The sequence below is a fragment of the Pseudomonas sp. GW821-FHT04C07 genome (genome assembly GCF_059420325.1).
Genome location: NZ_JBWKTM010000016.1, coordinates 1 through 17,274, shown reverse-complemented (window position 1 = coordinate 17,274; position 17,274 = coordinate 1). Strand labels below are relative to the sequence as shown.

The 17,274-nt window shown below is 54.9% G+C and carries 14 protein-coding genes and 4 tRNA genes; all 18 read right to left on the bottom strand.

Annotated elements, in window-relative coordinates:
* Positions 1–9 precede the first annotated feature (9 nt).
* Complete coding sequence (rpsG, locus tag AC07UI_RS24705) at positions 10–480, bottom strand: 30S ribosomal protein S7 (protein ID WP_002555493.1); 471 nt, start codon at positions 478–480, stop codon at positions 10–12.
* A gap of 119 nt (positions 481–599) precedes the next feature.
* Positions 600–971, bottom strand: coding sequence for a 30S ribosomal protein S12 (gene rpsL, locus AC07UI_RS24700; protein WP_002555494.1), 372 nt, complete (start codon positions 969–971; stop codon positions 600–602).
* A gap of 216 nt (positions 972–1,187) precedes the next feature.
* Positions 1,188–5,387, bottom strand: a complete 4,200-nt coding sequence (gene rpoC, locus AC07UI_RS24695) for a DNA-directed RNA polymerase subunit beta' (protein ID WP_494994967.1) — start codon at positions 5,385–5,387, stop codon at positions 1,188–1,190.
* A 64-nt stretch (positions 5,388–5,451) separates the two neighbouring features.
* On the bottom strand, positions 5,452–9,525 hold the full coding sequence (gene rpoB, locus AC07UI_RS24690; protein WP_494994966.1) for a DNA-directed RNA polymerase subunit beta: 4,074 nt from the start codon (positions 9,523–9,525) through the stop codon (positions 5,452–5,454).
* 220 nt (positions 9,526–9,745) lie between these two features.
* Positions 9,746–10,111 carry a 50S ribosomal protein L7/L12 gene (rplL, locus tag AC07UI_RS24685; protein ID WP_494994965.1) on the bottom strand — a complete coding sequence of 122 codons (366 nt, stop codon included), beginning with the start codon at positions 10,109–10,111 and terminating at the stop codon, positions 9,746–9,748.
* 77 nt (positions 10,112–10,188) lie between these two features.
* Positions 10,189–10,689 (bottom strand): 50S ribosomal protein L10, encoded by a 501-nt coding sequence (gene rplJ, locus AC07UI_RS24680; protein WP_095147408.1) that lies wholly within the window; start codon positions 10,687–10,689, stop codon positions 10,189–10,191.
* A gap of 198 nt (positions 10,690–10,887) precedes the next feature.
* The gene (rplA, locus tag AC07UI_RS24675) at positions 10,888–11,583 is read right to left on the bottom strand and encodes a 50S ribosomal protein L1 (protein WP_003232403.1); all 696 of its coding nucleotides are present in this window, start codon (positions 11,581–11,583) and stop codon (positions 10,888–10,890) included.
* Positions 11,583–12,014 (bottom strand): 50S ribosomal protein L11, encoded by a 432-nt coding sequence (gene rplK / locus AC07UI_RS24670; protein WP_007933726.1) that lies wholly within the window; start codon positions 12,012–12,014, stop codon positions 11,583–11,585. Before rplK ends, rplA begins: the two co-directional genes overlap by 1 nt.
* A gap of 119 nt (positions 12,015–12,133) precedes the next feature.
* On the bottom strand, positions 12,134–12,667 hold the full coding sequence (gene nusG, locus AC07UI_RS24665) for a transcription termination/antitermination protein NusG (RefSeq protein ID WP_123573478.1): 534 nt from the start codon (positions 12,665–12,667) through the stop codon (positions 12,134–12,136).
* 9 nt (positions 12,668–12,676) lie between these two features.
* The gene (gene secE, locus AC07UI_RS24660) at positions 12,677–13,045 is read right to left on the bottom strand and encodes a preprotein translocase subunit SecE (protein ID WP_494994964.1); all 369 of its coding nucleotides are present in this window, start codon (positions 13,043–13,045) and stop codon (positions 12,677–12,679) included.
* Positions 13,046–13,090: 45 nt separating this feature from the next.
* Positions 13,091–13,166 (bottom strand) — tRNA-Trp (locus AC07UI_RS24655).
* 54 nt (positions 13,167–13,220) lie between these two features.
* Entirely contained in the window at positions 13,221–14,414 is a 1,194-nt protein-coding gene (gene tuf / locus AC07UI_RS24650; RefSeq protein ID WP_150804250.1) for an elongation factor Tu, read from the bottom strand.
* Between the two features lie 84 nt (positions 14,415–14,498).
* Positions 14,499–14,574, bottom strand: a tRNA-Thr gene (locus AC07UI_RS24645).
* A gap of 26 nt (positions 14,575–14,600) precedes the next feature.
* Positions 14,601–14,674 (bottom strand) — tRNA-Gly (locus AC07UI_RS24640).
* Between the two features lie 26 nt (positions 14,675–14,700).
* Positions 14,701–14,785, bottom strand: a tRNA-Tyr gene (locus AC07UI_RS24635).
* A gap of 143 nt (positions 14,786–14,928) precedes the next feature.
* Positions 14,929–15,375: a hypothetical protein gene (locus AC07UI_RS24630; protein ID WP_494994963.1), complete on the bottom strand. Its 447-nt coding sequence runs from the start codon at positions 15,373–15,375 to the stop codon at positions 14,929–14,931.
* 7 nt (positions 15,376–15,382) lie between these two features.
* Positions 15,383–16,135, bottom strand: a complete 753-nt coding sequence (locus AC07UI_RS24625; protein WP_494994962.1) for a pantothenate kinase — start codon at positions 16,133–16,135, stop codon at positions 15,383–15,385.
* Positions 16,125–17,084, bottom strand: coding sequence for a bifunctional biotin--[acetyl-CoA-carboxylase] ligase/biotin operon repressor BirA (gene birA, locus AC07UI_RS24620; protein ID WP_494994961.1), 960 nt, complete (start codon positions 17,082–17,084; stop codon positions 16,125–16,127). The genes AC07UI_RS24625 and birA overlap by 11 nt, the downstream gene beginning before the upstream one ends.
* Positions 17,085–17,274: the final 190 nt, after the last annotated feature.

Here is a 17,274-nt window from a genome sequence, read left to right as displayed (position 1 = left end):
ACGCTAAAATTAGAAGCGGTAGTGCGAGAAAGCCTTGTTAGCTTCAGCCATACGGTGCACGTCTTCACGCTTCTTAACTGCAGCACCTTTACCTTCAGCAGCGTCCAACAGTTCGCCAGCCAAACGCAGAGCCATAGACTTCTCGCCACGCTTACGGGCGAAGTCTACCAACCAGCGCATTGCCAGAGCGTTACGACGGGACGGACGAACTTCGACCGGAACCTGGTAAGTAGCACCGCCTACACGGCGCGACTTCACTTCGACCAGCGGAGCGATGGCGTCGAGAGCTTTCTCGAAGATTTCCAGGGGGTCGCTGTTCTTGCGTTCTTTAACCTTCTCCAGCGCGCCATAAACGATACGCTCGGCAACGGCTTTCTTGCCGCTTTCCATTACGTGGTTCATGAACTTGGCCAGGATTTGGCTTCCGTATTTTGGATCGTCAAGCACTTCGCGCTTGGCTGCTACGCGTCTTCTTGGCATGGATAAGCCCTCAAACGGTCTTCAGGTTCGCTCGGAATCGGTGCCCTTTCGGGACGCCTCCGACCTTACTCTTATCGACTCAGAAAAATAGATAATTCAGTTTTTACAAAAAGCCGCTACTACTTAGGCTTCTTGGTACCGTACTTCGAACGACCTTGGTTACGACCTTTAACGCCGGAAGTATCCAAAGAGCCGCGAACGGTGTGATAACGAACACCTGGCAAGTCTTTTACACGACCGCCGCGGATCAGTACCACGCTGTGCTCTTGCAGGTTGTGGCCTTCACCGCCGATGTACGAGGAAACCTCGAAACCGTTGGTCAGACGCACACGGCATACTTTACGCAGTGCCGAGTTAGGTTTTTTCGGCGTAGTGGTATACACGCGAGTGCACACGCCACGACGTTGCGGGCAGTTCTGCAGCGCAGGCACGTCGGATTTCTCGACGATACGCTTACGCGGCTGACGTACCAGCTGGTTGATAGTTGCCATCTACTAGCTCCACTGTTGTCTTGCGACGCTATTGTCTTGCAAGAAAAGCAAAAATGGCAGGAACGAATTCCCGCCAAATTTAGGGGTACAAGAGTCTAAAGAGGATCTTGTCCCCAGTCAAGGCAAGGCCCCGACCTCCCCGCTCAACGAACCTCGACAAATGCATCGATCCGCTGAACGGGGCTGTCAGGGCCCGGCGCCTATTTATCGCAGAACTCAGTTACCGCTCGAGTTCAGCGCTTCGGTCAGTGCAGCTTCCACTTCACTGGCGCTAACGCGCAACGGTTTGTCAGCTTCACGGCGACGCTTACGCTCGCTGTGATAAGCCAAACCGGTACCGGCCGGGATCAAACGACCCACAACCACGTTTTCTTTCAGGCCGCGCAGGTAATCGCGCTTGCCGGTTACCGCCGCTTCGGTCAGTACGCGGGTAGTCTCTTGGAAAGAGGCTGCCGAGATGAACGATTCGGTGGACAACGACGCCTTGGTGATACCCAGCAACACTCGAGTGAACTTGGAAACGAATTTCTCGTCCGCGCTCAAACGCTCGTTCTCGACCAAAACGTGAGTCAGCTCCATCTGGTCGCCCTTGATGAAAGTGGAATCGCCAGATTCAGCGATTTCAACTTTACGCAGCATCTGACGCAGGATGGTCTCGATGTGCTTATCGTTGATCTTCACGCCTTGCAGACGATAAACGTCCTGGATCTCGTTGACGATGTACTTGGCCAGCGCACTCACACCCAGCAGACGCAGGATGTCGTGTGGATCGCTCGGACCGTCGGAGATAACTTCGCCGCGGTTTACCTGTTCGCCTTCGAAGACGTTCAGGTGACGCCACTTCGGAATCAGCTCTTCGTACGGATCGCTACCGTCGTTCGGGGTAATGACCAGACGGCGCTTGCCTTTGGTCTCTTTACCGAACGCGATGGTGCCGCTGACTTCAGCCAGAATCGAGGCTTCTTTCGGACGACGAGCTTCGAACAAGTCGGCAACACGCGGCAGACCACCGGTGATGTCACGGGTTTTCGAAGTTTCTTGCGGGATACGAGCGATAACATCACCGATCGCGATCTGCGCACCATCCGCAACGCCGACCAGGGCGTTGGCTGGCAGGAAGTACTGAGCCGGTACGTCGGTACCTGGCAACAGCAGATCCTTGCCATCCATGCCTACCATCTTCACGGCAGGACGGATGTCTTTGCCGGCAGCTGGACGGTCTTTGGCGTCGAGTACTTCAATGTTGGTCATACCGGTCAATTCGTCAGTCTGACGCTTGATCGTGATGCCTTCTTCCATGCCCACGTAGGTCACGGTACCTTTCATTTCGGTAACGATTGGGTGAGTGTGCGGATCCCACTTGGCCACGATTGCGCCAGCGTCGACCTTGTCACCCTCTTTCACCGAAATCACAGCACCGTACGGCAGCTTGTAACGCTCACGCTCACGACCGAAGTCATCCGCGATTGCCAGCTCACCGGAACGGGACACAGCCACCAGGTGACCATCCACCCGCTCAACGTGCTTCAGGTTGTGCAGACGGACAGTACCGCCATTCTTCACCTGAACGCTGTCAGCAGCAGAGGTCCGGCTCGCCGCACCACCAATGTGGAACGTACGCATCGTCAGCTGTGTACCTGGCTCACCGATCGACTGAGCAGCGATAACGCCGACAGCTTCACCAATGTTCACCTGGTGACCACGAGCCAAGTCACGGCCGTAGCACTTGGCGCAGATGCCGTAGCGGGTTTCGCAGCTGATCGGCGAACGAACGATTACTTCGTCGATGCTGTTCAGCTCGATGAACTCGACCCACTTCTCATCGACCAGAGTGCCGGCAGGAACGATAACGTCCTCAGTACCTGGCTTGAATACGTCGCGAGCAATTACACGACCCAACACGCGCTCACCCAACGGCTCTACAACGTCGCCGCCTTCGATGTGCGGAGTCATCACCAGACCGTGTTCGGTGCCGCAGTCGATCTCGGTAACAACCAGATCCTGCGCCACGTCTACCAGACGACGAGTCAGGTAACCGGAGTTCGCAGTTTTCAACGCGGTATCCGCCAGACCTTTACGAGCACCGTGAGTAGAGATGAAGTACTGAAGTACGCTCAAACCTTCACGGAAGTTCGCAGTAATCGGCGTTTCAATGATGGAACCGTCCGGCTTGGCCATCAGACCACGCATACCGGCGAGCTGACGGATCTGCGCGGCAGAACCCCGTGCGCCCGAGTCGGCCATCATGTACATCGAGTTGAAGGACTCTTGGTCGACTTCGACGCCGTGACGGTCGATAACCTTCTCTTTCGAGAGGTTCGACATCATCGCCTTGGAAACTTCGTCGTTCGCCTTGGACCAAAGGTCGATCACTTTGTTGTACTTCTCGCCCTGGGTTACCAGGCCGGAGGCGTACTGACTTTCGATCTCTTTCACTTCGTCGGTAGCAGCACCGATGATGGCCGCTTTTTCATCAGGGATAACGAAGTCGTTAACACCAATGGAAACGCCGGAAATGGTCGAATAGGCAAAACCGGTGTACATCAACTGGTCAGCGAAGATCACGGTCTCTTTCAAACCAACCACGCGATAGCACTGGTTGATCAGTTTGGAGATCGCCTTTTTCTTCATCGGCAGGTTGACGACGTCGAAGGACAGGCCTTTTGGCACAACCTGGAACAACAGCGCACGGCCGACAGTGGTGTCGACGATACGGGTGTTGGTCACGCTGCCACCGTCACGATCGTTTACGGTTTCGTTGATCCGAACTTTGACTTTGGCATGCAGCGCGGCTTCGCCGGCGCGGAATACACGGTCAACTTCTTGCAGATCCGCGAACACACGACCTTCGCCTTTGGCGTTGATCGCTTCACGAGTCATGTAGTACAGACCCAATACAACGTCCTGCGACGGCACGATGATTGGCTCACCGTTGGCTGGCGACAAAATGTTGTTGGTCGACATCATCAACGCACGCGCTTCCAACTGGGCTTCCAGTGTCAGCGGTACGTGCACGGCCATTTGGTCGCCGTCGAAGTCGGCGTTGTACGCAGCACAGACCAGTGGGTGCAGCTGGATCGCCTTACCTTCGATCAGTACTGGCTCAAACGCCTGGATACCCAGACGGTGAAGGGTCGGAGCACGGTTGAGGAGTACCGGGTGTTCGCGAATTACTTCAGCAAGAACGTCCCAAACCTCTGGCAGCTCGCGCTCAACCATTTTCTTCGCGGCTTTGATGGTGGTGGCCAGGCCACGCATTTCCAACTTGCCGAAAATGAACGGTTTGAACAGCTCGAGAGCCATTTTCTTCGGCAGACCGCACTGGTGCAGACGCAGGGTCGGACCTACGGTAATTACCGAACGACCGGAGTAGTCAACACGCTTACCGAGCAGGTTCTGACGGAAACGACCTTGCTTACCCTTGATCATGTCAGCCAGGGATTTCAGAGGACGCTTGTTGGAACCAGTGATAGCGCGGCCACGACGACCGTTGTCGAGCAGGGCGTCGACGGCTTCCTGCAACATACGCTTTTCGTTGCGCACGATGATGTCCGGAGCGGACAGATCAAGCAGGCGCTTCAAGCGGTTGTTACGGTTGATCACTCGACGATACAGATCGTTGAGGTCGGAAGTCGCGAAACGACCGCCATCCAGCGGGACCAGTGGACGCAGATCTGGCGGCAGAACCGGCAGAACGGTCAGCACCATCCACTCTGGCAGGTTGCCGGAACCCTGGAAGGCTTCCATCAACTTCAGACGCTTGGACAGCTTCTTGATTTTGGTTTCGGAGTTGGTTTGCGGAATCTCTTCACGCAGACGGCCAATCTCGTGCTCCAGATCGATAGCGTGCAGCAGCTCACGGACAGCCTCGGCACCCATGCGGGCGTCGAAATCATCACCGAACTCTTCCAGCGCTTCGAAGTACTGCTCGTCGTTCAGCAGCTGACCTTTTTCAAGGGTGGTCATGCCTGGATCGATAACGACATAGCTCTCGAAGTAGAGAACGCGTTCGATATCACGCAGGGTCATGTCCATCAGCAAACCGATACGGGACGGCAGCGATTTCAGGAACCAGATGTGGGCGACAGGCGATGCCAGTTCGATGTGCGCCATGCGCTCACGACGAACCTTGGCCAGCGCAACTTCAACGCCGCACTTCTCGCAGATCACACCACGATGCTTCAAGCGCTTGTACTTACCGCACAGGCACTCGTAATCCTTTACCGGGCCAAAGATCTTGGCGCAGAACAGGCCGTCACGCTCAGGCTTGAACGTACGGTAGTTGATGGTTTCCGGCTTTTTAACTTCACCGAAGGACCACGAACGGATCATCTCAGGCGATGCCAATCCGATACGGATGGCGTCGAACTCTTCGACTTGACCCTGGTTTTTCAGCAAATTCAGTAGGTCTTTCAAGGCCTTTCCTCCTGGCGGAGCAGAGAGCGGGCAATCCTGCCCCGCTCTCGATTCGCGTCACGTGTTATTCGGTTTCCAGATCGATATCGATGCCGAGGGAACGAATTTCCTTGATCAACACGTTGAAGGACTCGGGCATGCCCGGCTCCATACGGTGATCGCCGTCCACGATGTTTTTGTACATCTTGGTCCGACCGTTCACATCGTCCGACTTCACTGTGAGCATTTCTTGCAGAGTGTATGCCGCGCCGTATGCTTCCAGCGCCCAGACCTCCATCTCCCCGAAACGCTGACCACCGAACTGTGCCTTACCACCCAGCGGTTGCTGGGTAACCAGGCTGTAAGAACCAGTAGAACGAGCGTGCATCTTGTCGTCTACCAAGTGGTTCAGCTTCAGCATGTACATGTAGCCAACGGTAACCGGACGCTCGAACTTGTTGCCGGTACGGCCGTCAGTCAGCTGCATCTGGCCGCTTTCTGGCAAGTCAGCCAGTTTCAGCATGGCCTTGATTTCGCTTTCCTTGGCACCGTCGAACACTGGAGTGGCCATCGGAACGCCGCCGCGCAGGTTCTTAGCCAGGTCCATGATCTCCTGGTCGGAGAAGGTGTCCAGCTCTTCGTTGCGACCGCCGATCTCGTTATAGATCTCGTGCAGGAACTTGCGCAGATCAGCGATCTTGCGTTGCTCTTCGATCATGCGGTTGATCTTCTCGCCCAGACCTTTGGCTGCGAGGCCCAGGTGGGTTTCAAGGATCTGACCGACGTTCATACGCGAAGGTACGCCCAACGGGTTGAGGACGACGTCGACCGGGGTGCCATTGGCATCGTGCGGCATGTCTTCAACCGGCATGATCACGGAGACCACACCCTTGTTACCGTGACGACCGGCCATCTTGTCGCCCGGCTGGATGCGACGACGGATTGCCAGGTAAACCTTGACGATTTTCAGCACACCTGGAGCAAGGTCATCGCCCTGCTGCAGTTTGCGCTTCTTGTCTTCGAACTTGTCGTCCAGCAGACGGCGGCGATCAACGATGTAGGCCTGGGCCTTCTCAAGCTGCTCGTTCAGAGCATCTTCAGCCATGCGCAGTTTGAACCACTGGCCATGCTCAAGACCGTCGAGAACTTCGTCGGTGATTTCCTGACCTTTCTTCAGACCGGCGCCGCCTTCGGCTTTGTGGCCGACCAGAGCGGAACGCAGACGTTCGAAAGTAGCGCCTTCAACGATACGGAACTCTTCGTTCAGGTCCTTGCGGATCTCGTCGAGCTGGGTCTTCTCGATCGACAGAGCACGAGCATCACGCTCGACACCGTCACGAGTGAAGACCTGTACGTCGATAACAGTACCTTTGGTGCCGGTAGGCACACGCAGGGAGGTGTCTTTAACGTCGCTGGCTTTTTCACCGAAGATGGCACGCAGCAGTTTTTCTTCCGGGGTCAGCTGAGTCTCGCCTTTCGGAGTGACCTTACCTACCAGAATGTCGCCTGCGCCAACTTCAGCACCTACGTAAACGATACCGGCTTCGTCCAGTTTGTTCAGTGCAGCTTCACCCACGTTCGGGATGTCTGCAGTGATTTCCTCTGGCCCAAGCTTGGTGTCACGCGCCACACAGGTCAGTTCCTGGATGTGGATCGTGGTGAAACGGTCTTCCTGAACCACACGCTCGGACAGGCAGATGGAGTCTTCGAAGTTGAAGCCGTTCCATGCCATGAACGCGATGCGCATGTTCTGACCCAGAGCCAGCTCACCCATATCGGTGGACGGGCCGTCGGCCATGATGTCGCTGCGCTGAACCCGATCACCCTTGCTCACCAGTGGACGCTGGTTGATGCAGGTGTTCTGGTTGGAACGGGTGTACTTGGTCAGGTTGTAGATGTCGACACCAGCTTCGCCGGTTTCAACTTCGTCATCAGCAACACGAACCACGATACGGCTAGCATCGACCGAGTCAATCACGCCGCCACGACGAGCCACGACGCAAACGCCGGAGTCACGAGCAACGTTGCGCTCCATGCCGGTACCGACCAACGGCTTGTCGGCACGCAGGGTCGGTACAGCCTGACGCTGCATGTTCGAACCCATCAACGCACGGTTGGCGTCATCGTGCTCGAGAAACGGGATCAGCGACGCAGCAACCGAAACTACCTGCTTCGGCGAAACGTCCATCAAGGTGACATCTTCCGGCGCCTTGACGGTGAACTCGTTCAAGTGACGAACAGCTACCAGCTCGTCGATCAGGACTTTCTTATCGTTCATCGTGGCCGAAGCCTGAGCGATCACGTGATCAGCTTCTTCGATGGCGGACAGGAACACGATCTCGTCAGTGACCAGAGCGTCCTTCACCACACGGTACGGACTCTCGAGGAAGCCGTACTGGTTGGTGCGCGCATAAGCGGCCAGGGAGTTGATCAGGCCGATGTTCGGACCTTCCGGCGTTTCAATCGGGCATACACGACCATAGTGAGTCGGGTGTACGTCACGAACTTCAAAGCCGGCACGCTCACGAGTCAAACCGCCAGGGCCGAGTGCAGAGACACGACGCTTGTGGGTAATCTCGGACAGCGGGTTGTTCTGGTCCATGAACTGGGACAGCTGGCTGGAACCGAAGAACTCTTTCACCGCCGCAGCCACTGGCTTGGCGTTGATCAGGTCTTGCGGCATCAGGCCTTCGCTTTCAGCCATCGACAGACGCTCTTTGACCGCACGCTCAACACGCACCAGGCCAACGCGGAACTGGTTTTCAGCCATTTCGCCTACGCAGCGAACACGGCGGTTACCCAGGTGGTCGATGTCATCGACGATGCCTTTGCCGTTACGGATATCAACCAGAGTCTTGAGGACTGCGACGATATCTTCTTTGCACAACACGCCCGAACCTTCGATCTCGGTACGACCGATACGACGGTTGAACTTCATCCGGCCGACCGCAGACAGGTCATAGCGCTCAGGGCTGAAGAACAGGTTGTTGAACAGGGTCTCGGCAGCATCTTTGGTTGGCGGCTCGCCAGGACGCATCATGCGATAGATCTCGACCAGCGCTTCCAATTGGTTGCTGGTGGAGTCGATCTTCAGAGTGTCGGAGACGAACGGACCACAGTCGATATCGTTGGTGTACAGCGTCTCGATGCGAACGACCTGGGCCTTGGCAATTTTCGCCAGGATCTCGGTGTTCAGCTCGGTGTTGCACTCAGCCAGGATTTCGCCGGTTGCCGGATGCACGATGACCTTGGCGGTAGTGCGACCCAGGACATAGTCCAGAGGCACTTGCAGCTCTTTGATCCCGGCTTTTTCCAGCTGATTGATGTGACGAGCGGTGATACGACGACCCTGCTCGACAATAACCTTGCCTTTGTCATCCTGAATATCGAGAACAGCAATTTCACCACGCAGGCGCTGAGGCACCAGCTCCAGATTGAGGCTTTCACCCTGCACATGGAATACGTTGGTGGTGTAGAACGCGTCGAGCACTTGTTCAGTGGTATAGCCAAGCGCACGCAGCAGTACCGATGCAGGCAGCTTGCGACGACGGTCGATACGCACGAACACGCAGTCTTTCGGGTCGAACTCGAAGTCCAGCCACGAACCGCGGTAAGGAATGATCCGCGCGGAGTACAGCAGTTTACCGGAGCTGTGCGTCTTGCCGCGGTCGTGGTCGAAGAACACGCCCGGGGAACGGTGCAACTGGGAAACGATTACGCGCTCGGTACCGTTGATTACGAAGGTACCGTTCTCAGTCATCAGGGGGATTTCACCCATGTAGACTTCTTGCTCTTTGATGTCCTTGATCGCTTTGTTCGACGATTCTTTGTCGAAAATGATCAGACGAACTTTTACCCGCAAAGGTACGGCGTACGTGACACCGCGCAGCACGCATTCTTTGACATCAAATGCCGGTTCGCCCAAGCGATAACCGACGTACTCCAGCGCAGCATTGCCGGAGTAGCTGATGATCGGGAAAACGGATTTGAAGGCCGCATGCAGGCCCACGTCGCGGAACTGATCTTTAGTCGCTCCCGCTTGCAAGAATTCACGATACGAATCCAGCTGGATGGCCAGGAGGTACGGCACATCCATGACGTCCGGCAACTTGCTAAAGTCCTTGCGGATACGTTTTTTCTCAGTATATGAGTAAGCCATCAGCGTTCCCCAGCTTGGTCACCTGCTTGTTTGGCCCCTCCCGACGGGAGCAGCCAGAAAATCTTGCAAACCCCATGGTTTGCGCCACCGCATCGGGTGGTTACAGCACGTTAGTGGCGACGACCGAGTCGATTGCCAATAACGGAAAAAGGCCGGTGGCAAGAGCCACCAGCCATCAGCCTTCCGCTTAACGCTTGGGCTGGAGACGCAAAGTCGATGCTTACTTCAGCTCGACTTTAGCGCCTGCTTCTTCCAAGGTAGCCTTGGCTTTGTCAGCAGCGTCTTTAGCTACAGCTTCCAGAACCATGCCTGGAGCGCCGTCAACTACAGCCTTGGCTTCTTTCAAGCCCAGACCGGTCAGCTCACGTACAGCCTTGATCACGTTAACTTTCTTCTCGCCAGCTTCAAGCAGCATGACGTTGAATTCGGTTTGCTCTTCAGCAACGGCAGCAGCAACAGCTGGGCCAGCGGAAGCAGCAGCAGCGGTAACGCCGAATTTTTCTTCGAAAGCTTTGATCAGCTCAACAACCTGAATAACGGACATTTCAGCTACGGCGTTGAGGATATCGTCTTGAGAGATAGACATGACTCTAATTCCTGATTTGGGGACGGCCTACGCGACCATCGAAATAAACAAAAAAGCGCGAAAGGAAGTGCTCAGCCTTAGGCTGCAACAGCTTCTTTTTGGTCGCGAATAGCCGCCAGAGTACGAGCCAACTTGCTGGTAGCGCCTTGAATCACGCTCATCAGCTGGGAAATTGCTTCGTCACGGGTCGGCAGAGTTGCCAGTACGTCGATCTGATTAGCTGCGAGGAACTTGCCCTCGAACGCAGCTGCCTTGATCTCGAACTTGTCCTGACCTTTGGCGAATTCCTTGAACAAACGGGCAGCAGCGCCAGGATGTTGGTTGGAGAACGCGATCAAGGTCGGGCCAGTGAACACGTCGTTGAGAACACTGTATTCAGTGTCAGCAACAGCGCGCTTGAGCAGGGTGTTACGTACAACACGTACGTAAACGCCAGCTTCACGAGCCTCTTTACGGAGTCCGGTCATCGCGCCTACTGTTACGCCACGGGCATCAGCCACGACAGCGGACAGAGCGACTTTGGCAGCCTCGTTGACTTCAGCGACGATGGCCTTCTTGTCTTCGAGTTTAATTGCCACGGGTTTAACTCCTGCTTGTTACCGTTTCATCCAGTCGAGACCGGATGTCGTTTTGGTGTCTGATTCGGTAAGGAACCGGGAGCACCATCTGCGTAGGCTTGAGGTTTAAGACTTGCGTCGCCTACGGTCTTGGATAGCCCCCGCCAGGCAGGGACCCCAATCTTTCAATTGGCGCGATCTCTCACGCCAATTTGTGTCTTATACGTCCAGCGAACCTTGGTCGATGACCAAACCTGGGCCCATAGTGGTGCTCAGGGTAACGCGCTTGACGTAGATGCCTTTCGAGGAGGCCGGCTTGATACGTTTCAGATCAGCGATCAGGGCTTCAACGTTTTCCTTCAGCTTGACGGCGTCGAAACCGACCTTGCCAACGGAAGTGTGAATGATGCCGTTTTTGTCGGTGCGATAACGAACCTGACCAGCCTTCGCGTTTTTAACCGCGGTAGCGACGTCTGGAGTAACAGTACCGACTTTAGGGTTAGGCATCAGGCCACGTGGACCGAGGATCTGACCCAGCTGACCAACAACGCGCATTGCATCCGGGGAAGCAATAACGACGTCATAGTTCAGGTCGCCACCCTTCATTTCAGCAGCCAGATCGTCCATACCTACGCGATCAGCGCCGGCAGCCAGAGCAGCTTCAGCGGCTGGGCCCTGGGTGAAAACAGCAACGCGAACGGTCTTGCCAGTGCCGTGCGGCAGCACAGTAGCGCTACGAACAACCTGGTCGGATTTACGCGGGTCAACACCCAGGTTTACAGCGACGTCAACCGACTCGCTGAACTTGACAGTCGACAGCTCGGTCAGCAGAGCAGCGGCATCTACAAAGTTGTAGGCCTTGCCTGCTTCGATTTTGCCGGCGATAGCCTTTTGACGCTTGGTCAACTTAGCCATTACACACCCTCCACGTTAAGGCCCATGCTACGAGCAGAACCGGCGATAGTACGCACGGCTGCTTCCATATCAGCTGCAGTCAGATCCGCGTTTTTGGTTTTCGCGATTTCTTCCAGCTGAGCACGAGTCACGGTGCCAACCTTAACGGTGTTCGGACGAGCGGAACCGCTAGTCAGACCAGCAGCCTTCTTCAGCAGAACCGAAGCTGGGGTGCTTTTAGTTTCGAAAGTGAAGCTGCGGTCACTGTAAACAGTGATGATCACAGGAGTCGGCAGACCTGGCTCAAGACCCTGAGTACGGGCGTTGAATGCCTTGCAGAATTCCATGATGTTCACGCCGTGCTGACCCAGAGCCGGGCCGACGGGTGGACTTGGGTTGGCCTGTGCGGCCTTCACTTGCAGCTTGATGTAAGCAGTAATCTTCTTAGCCATGAGGCACTCCAATTACGGGTTCAAACGCCTGAAAAGGCTCCCCGGTTACTTGCGCGTTTATCCCAGTGACGACAAAACCCCACAGCCTAGGGCTGCGGGGGTATGGGATGCTTGTTCAGTTATGCCTTTTCGACCTGACTGAACTCTAACTCTACCGGAGTAGAGCGACCGAAAATGAGCACTGCCACTTGGATCCGGCTCTTTTCGTAGTTAACTTCTTCGACAGTACCGTTGAAATCAGCAAACGGACCATCTGTGACGCGCACCACTTCACCCGGCTCGAACAACGTCTTCGGCTTCGGCTTGTCGCTACCATCAGCAACACGACGCAGAATGGCTTCAGCCTCTTTGTCGGTGATCGGCGCGGGCTTGTCGGCGGTTCCGCCGATGAAACCCATCACACGAGGAGTATCCTTGACCAAGTGCCAAGTACCCTCATTCATATCCATCTGAACCAGCACATAGCCTGGAAAGAACTTGCGCTCGCTTTTGCGTTTCTGGCCATTACGCATTTCAACCACTTCTTCAGTGGGAACCAGAATTTCGCCAAAGCCTTCTTCCATGCCAGCCAGCTTCACACGCTCGATCAACGAGCGCATGACATGCTTCTCGTAACCCGAGTAAGCATGCACAACGTACCAACGCTTAGCCACGGGACACCCTTAGCCAACAATCAAGGAAACAAGCCAGCCGAGCAGGGAGTCAAGCCCCCACAACAGCAACGCCATAACCAGAACAACAGCCACAACAATCAACGTGGTCTGCGTGGTTTCTTGGCGAGTTGGCCATACGACTTTACGAATTTCGGTGCGAGCTTCCTTAACCAGTACAAAGAAAGACTTGCCCTTGACAGTCTGCAGGCCTACAAAGGCAGCTACAGCAGCAATGACGAGCAACACGAGTACGCGGTACAGGATCGGCGAACCGGAGTAATACTGATTACCCACAACACCGACAACCACCAAAGCGACTACTACAAGCCACTTAAGCAGATCGAAGCGAGAACCTTGAGCTTCAGCCTTGGGTGTCATCTAAGAAAATCCTGTGAAAAGAAAGCCAGACACACCGAGTGAATCTGGCAGGTCAGGAGGGAATCGAACCCCCAACCTACGGTTTTGGAGACCGTCGCTCTGCCAATTGAGCTACTGACCTAAAAACAAAATCAGGCCGACCATTATGTCGGCCCGACAAAGATACTTCAACAACTTACTCGATGACTTTTGCCACGACACCGGCGCCGACGGTACGACCGCCCTCACGAATGGCGAAACGCAAACCATCTTCCATTGCAATGGTCTTGATCAGGGTAACGGTCATCTGAACGTTATCACCCGGCATCACCATCTCAACGCCTTCCGGCAATTCGCAATTACCGGTCACATCAGTCGTACGGAAGTAGAACTGCGGACGGTAACCCTTGAAGAATGGGGTATGACGACCACCCTCCTCCTTGCTCAGAACGTAAACCTCAGCAACAAACTTGGTGTGAGGCTTCACGCTACCTGGCTTGACCAAAACCTGACCACGTTCAACGTCGTCACGCTTGGTACCACGCAGCAGAACACCACAGTTCTCGCCAGCACGACCTTCGTCGAGCAACTTGCGGAACATCTCAACACCCGTACAAGTAGTCTTGATAGTATCACGCAGACCAACAATCTCGATCTCTTCCTGAATCTTGACGATTCCGCGCTCGATACGCCCAGTCACAACAGTACCGCGACCAGAAATAGAGAACACATCCTCGATCGGCATCAGGAACGGCTTGTCAATTGCACGAACCGGCTCAGGAATATAGCTATCCAGAGTCTCAACGAGCTTACGAACCGCAGTGGTACCCATCTCGTTGTCATCTTGGCCGTTCAGAGCCATCAAAGCGGAACCGATGATAATCGGAGTGTCGTCGCCTGGGAAATCGTAAGTGCTCAGCAGATCACGCACTTCCATCTCAACCAGCTCCAGCAGCTCAGCATCGTCAACCATGTCAGCCTTATTCAGGAAGACAACGATGTACGGAACGCCAACCTGACGAGACAACAGGATGTGCTCACGAGTCTGCGGCATAGGACCATCAGCAGCCGAGCAAACCAGGATCGCACCATCCATCTGGGCAGCGCCGGTGATCATGTTTTTTACGTAGTCAGCGTGACCCGGGCAGTCAACGTGTGCGTAGTGACGCACAGCCGAGTCATATTCAACGTGAGCGGTATTGATGGTGATACCGCGAGCTTTTTCTTCCGGGGCGCTATCGATCTTGTCGAAGTCAACTTTTGCCGAACCGAAAACCTCGGAGCAGACACGAGTCAGCGCAGCGGTCAGCGTGGTCTTACCGTGGTCGACGTGACCAATGGTACCTACGTTGACGTGCGGCTTATTACGTTCGAACTTTTCCTTAGCCATCGAAATCACCCTCAGGAGAAGAATTGAGCTAGCTACATCAACCATTAAAACAAAGGCAGATATTTTCATATCTGCCTTGTTATATGGAGCTCTTGAGCGGATTTGAACCGCTGACCTCACCCTTACCAAGGGTGTGCTCTACCAACTGAGCTACAAGAGCGAAACACTGTGCACAAACAGCAAACTTGGAGCGGGTAGCGGGAATCGAACCCGCATCATCAGCTTGGAAGGCTGAGGTTCTACCACTAAACTATACCCGCGGAGCTTGCAGCTCACGCTTAAAATATGGTGGAGGGGGAAGGATTCGAACCTTCGAAGTCGTAGACGTCAGATTTACAGTCTGATCCCTTTGGCCGCTCGGGAACCCCTCCTAAGCGAGGCAGCATTCTATACTATGCTGCCCTTCTGTCAAGCATTTTCTCATTAAAAACCTGAGGTTAGCTGCATGACCTTCTGCTTCGCCGCTAACACCTCAAGAGGTGTTCACTGCGGAGCGGGCGCCATTCTATGCAAACTATTCGACAGTTGCAATGCCTTCGCACGGCATTATTTTATGTTTTAACTCATTGAATTCTTTGGAAAGGTTTTGCAGAAGCATATCGTCCGCCAGATGCCGGCTTTCTGGCTCCACACGCAGCCAATAACCGGCGGAATCAGCAAGGTTGAGTAACTGCGGCCGGACCTTGATATCCATACCACTCAACCGCTGCTCGAGTGCCTGAGCAGCTTCCTGACGAGCAAAGCCCCCCACATAAAGGCAATTGCTATCCATATCAGCCGACCGCCCCTTGTCGCGCCTCGCCACCGCATCAGCCGACTCGCTCAGCAAACGGATATCCTGCTGCGAACCACGATACAAGGTAAGCGGCATCACCTCTTTTGCCCGCAAAGGTGCCTCCTGCTGATGCCAGACGTAATAGAACCCATTGAGAACCAGCAACAACAGAAACAACCAACGCATAAAAACCTCAGGACAAGGGACACGCCATAGCCAAGCCTACAAATACAAGATCCGGGACAACCCTGGCCCCCGGCACAACCTCTGAAACCAGCCCCGCATCACCACCCGTGAGGAACACCGTGAAATTATTCTGCCCCCAATAGTTGCGCGCCAGCTCCAGCTGAGTCAGGACGAAGCCTCTCAACATCAATGAGCAACCGCGCTCAACCGCTTCGACCGTTGTAATACCCGGCACCAGCTTTTCCAATGCCCGCTCAGCTGCAAGGTCGTCATAACGGATTCGCCGTGTATGGGTGCGCAACTGGTTACGCATCAACGGCATTCCTGGACAGATGAATCCGCCCAGGTGCTCGCCATCCGCTGCAATGAAGTCAGCTGTCACTGCAGTGCCAAAATCGAGCACCAGACAAGCTCCAGACGCGAGATGGAACCCACCGAGCATCGCAAGCCACCGATCGAGACCTAACCTCTCGTACTCCTTATAACCGTTTCGAACCCCCGACATCTCACGAGCCGGCGCCGCACAGGCAACAGATACCCCGAACGAGTCAACCAATGAAGAGATAAGCGCGCGAGTCTCTTCATTGGTCCGGACACTGACTAACCGACAGCGCGTCAGGAGCAACCCGTCACACTTATGCAAGCTGTCCAGCAGAGCGAGATCCGAATCAACCACACCCTCGGCAAATACACGAGCCGCATCAGCAAGAAGCACACGCCACTTGATGAAGCTATTACCGCAGTCGAGCTCAAGAATCATTGCGCAACCTCAAGCTGAGCTCACCGCCACTGAATACTTTTTCCACGCCACCCACCTTCAAACGTAACCCGCCCTGCCGATCGATGCCCATTACAATTCCATCGATCTGGTTAACTCCAGCGATCAACGAAACTGCGCGTCCTTGCCATAGATGGTTCTGCTCCCATTCCGCCTGGATAGCGGCAAAGCCCGAATCCTGATGGAGACTCAAATACTTCTGAAGCATCCCCCCTAGGCTAGCAACCAGGTGATTGCGATCGAAAGCCTTGCCCGCCTCGAGGCGCATCGAGGTCCATTGCTGATCGACCTCCTCAGTCATCTGCATGTTCACGTTAATCCCTACACCCAAGACGACGTGGCACACATCAGCAGGATCGCCAACCAACTCCAATAGTATCCCGGCAATCTTTTTCTGACCGACTAGAACGTCATTTGGCCACTTCAGACCCGCCTCCAGCACTCCCAACTCACGCAAGGTCTGCATTACAGCCAAACCGACGACGAGACTGAGCCCCTCAAGTTGTCGCATACCGCCATCTATACGCAGTACCAGACTGTAATAAATGTTTTCTGCGAAAGGACTTGCCCACTTTCGACCCCGCCGCCCCCTACCAGCAGTCTGTCTCTCTGCAAGCACAACAAACGGCGCAGGCAGCCCCCTCTCGATAGAGCGCAGGGCCTCTGCGTTAGTGGAGTCAATAGAGTCGAAAATCATCACCGGCCACGCACAATCCGGCGCTTGTCCGGCGATCTCGGCAGGATTTAGAAGCGTCAGCGGTGTAGCCAATTGATAGCCACGACCACGCACCTTGTGAATGGATAGATTCAGGTCGGCCTCTAAATGCTGAAGCTGCTTCCACACAGCACTGCGACTAATGCCCAAAGCAGCACCAAGCGCTTGTCCAGAGTGAAATCGACCGTCCTTCAGAAGCTTTAACAACGTCAGCATGCGCATCCCGCCTCACAATGAGGCACGCATGATATCCATGCCTAGAGCCGTTGCATAGAAAACGCAAGACTGTGAGCTTCTTGCGCGCAAAAACAAAACCCCTACCTGCAGACGCAGATAGGGGTTTCGGAAGTTAATCTTGACGATGACCTACTCTCACATGGGGAAACCCCACACTACCATCGGCGAT

Bases quoted from the DNA above. Each gene is read 5' to 3' on its own strand.
- rpsG (WP_002555493.1), bottom strand. From the start codon at position 480: ATGCCAAGAAGACGCGTAGCAGCCAAGCGCGAAGTGCTTGACGATCCA.
- rpsL (WP_002555494.1), bottom strand. From the start codon at position 971: ATGGCAACTATCAACCAGCTGGTACGTCAGCCGCGTAAGCGTATCGTC.
- rpoB (WP_494994966.1), bottom strand. From the start codon at position 9,525: ATGGCTTACTCATATACTGAGAAAAAACGTATCCGCAAGGACTTTAGC.
- rplL (WP_494994965.1), bottom strand. From the start codon at position 10,111: ATGTCTATCTCTCAAGACGATATCCTCAACGCCGTAGCTGAAATGTCC.
- rplA (WP_003232403.1), bottom strand. From the start codon at position 11,583: ATGGCTAAGTTGACCAAGCGTCAAAAGGCTATCGCCGGCAAAATCGAA.
- rplK (WP_007933726.1), bottom strand. From the start codon at position 12,014: ATGGCTAAGAAGATTACTGCTTACATCAAGCTGCAAGTGAAGGCCGCA.
- secE (WP_494994964.1), bottom strand. From the start codon at position 13,045: ATGACACCCAAGGCTGAAGCTCAAGGTTCTCGCTTCGATCTGCTTAAG.
- tuf (WP_150804250.1), bottom strand. From the start codon at position 14,414: ATGGCTAAGGAAAAGTTCGAACGTAATAAGCCGCACGTCAACGTAGGT.
- AC07UI_RS24630 (WP_494994963.1), bottom strand. From the start codon at position 15,375: ATGCGTTGGTTGTTTCTGTTGTTGCTGGTTCTCAATGGGTTCTATTAC.
- AC07UI_RS24625 (WP_494994962.1), bottom strand. From the start codon at position 16,135: ATGATTCTTGAGCTCGACTGCGGTAATAGCTTCATCAAGTGGCGTGTG.
- birA (WP_494994961.1), bottom strand. From the start codon at position 17,084: ATGCTGACGTTGTTAAAGCTTCTGAAGGACGGTCGATTTCACTCTGGA.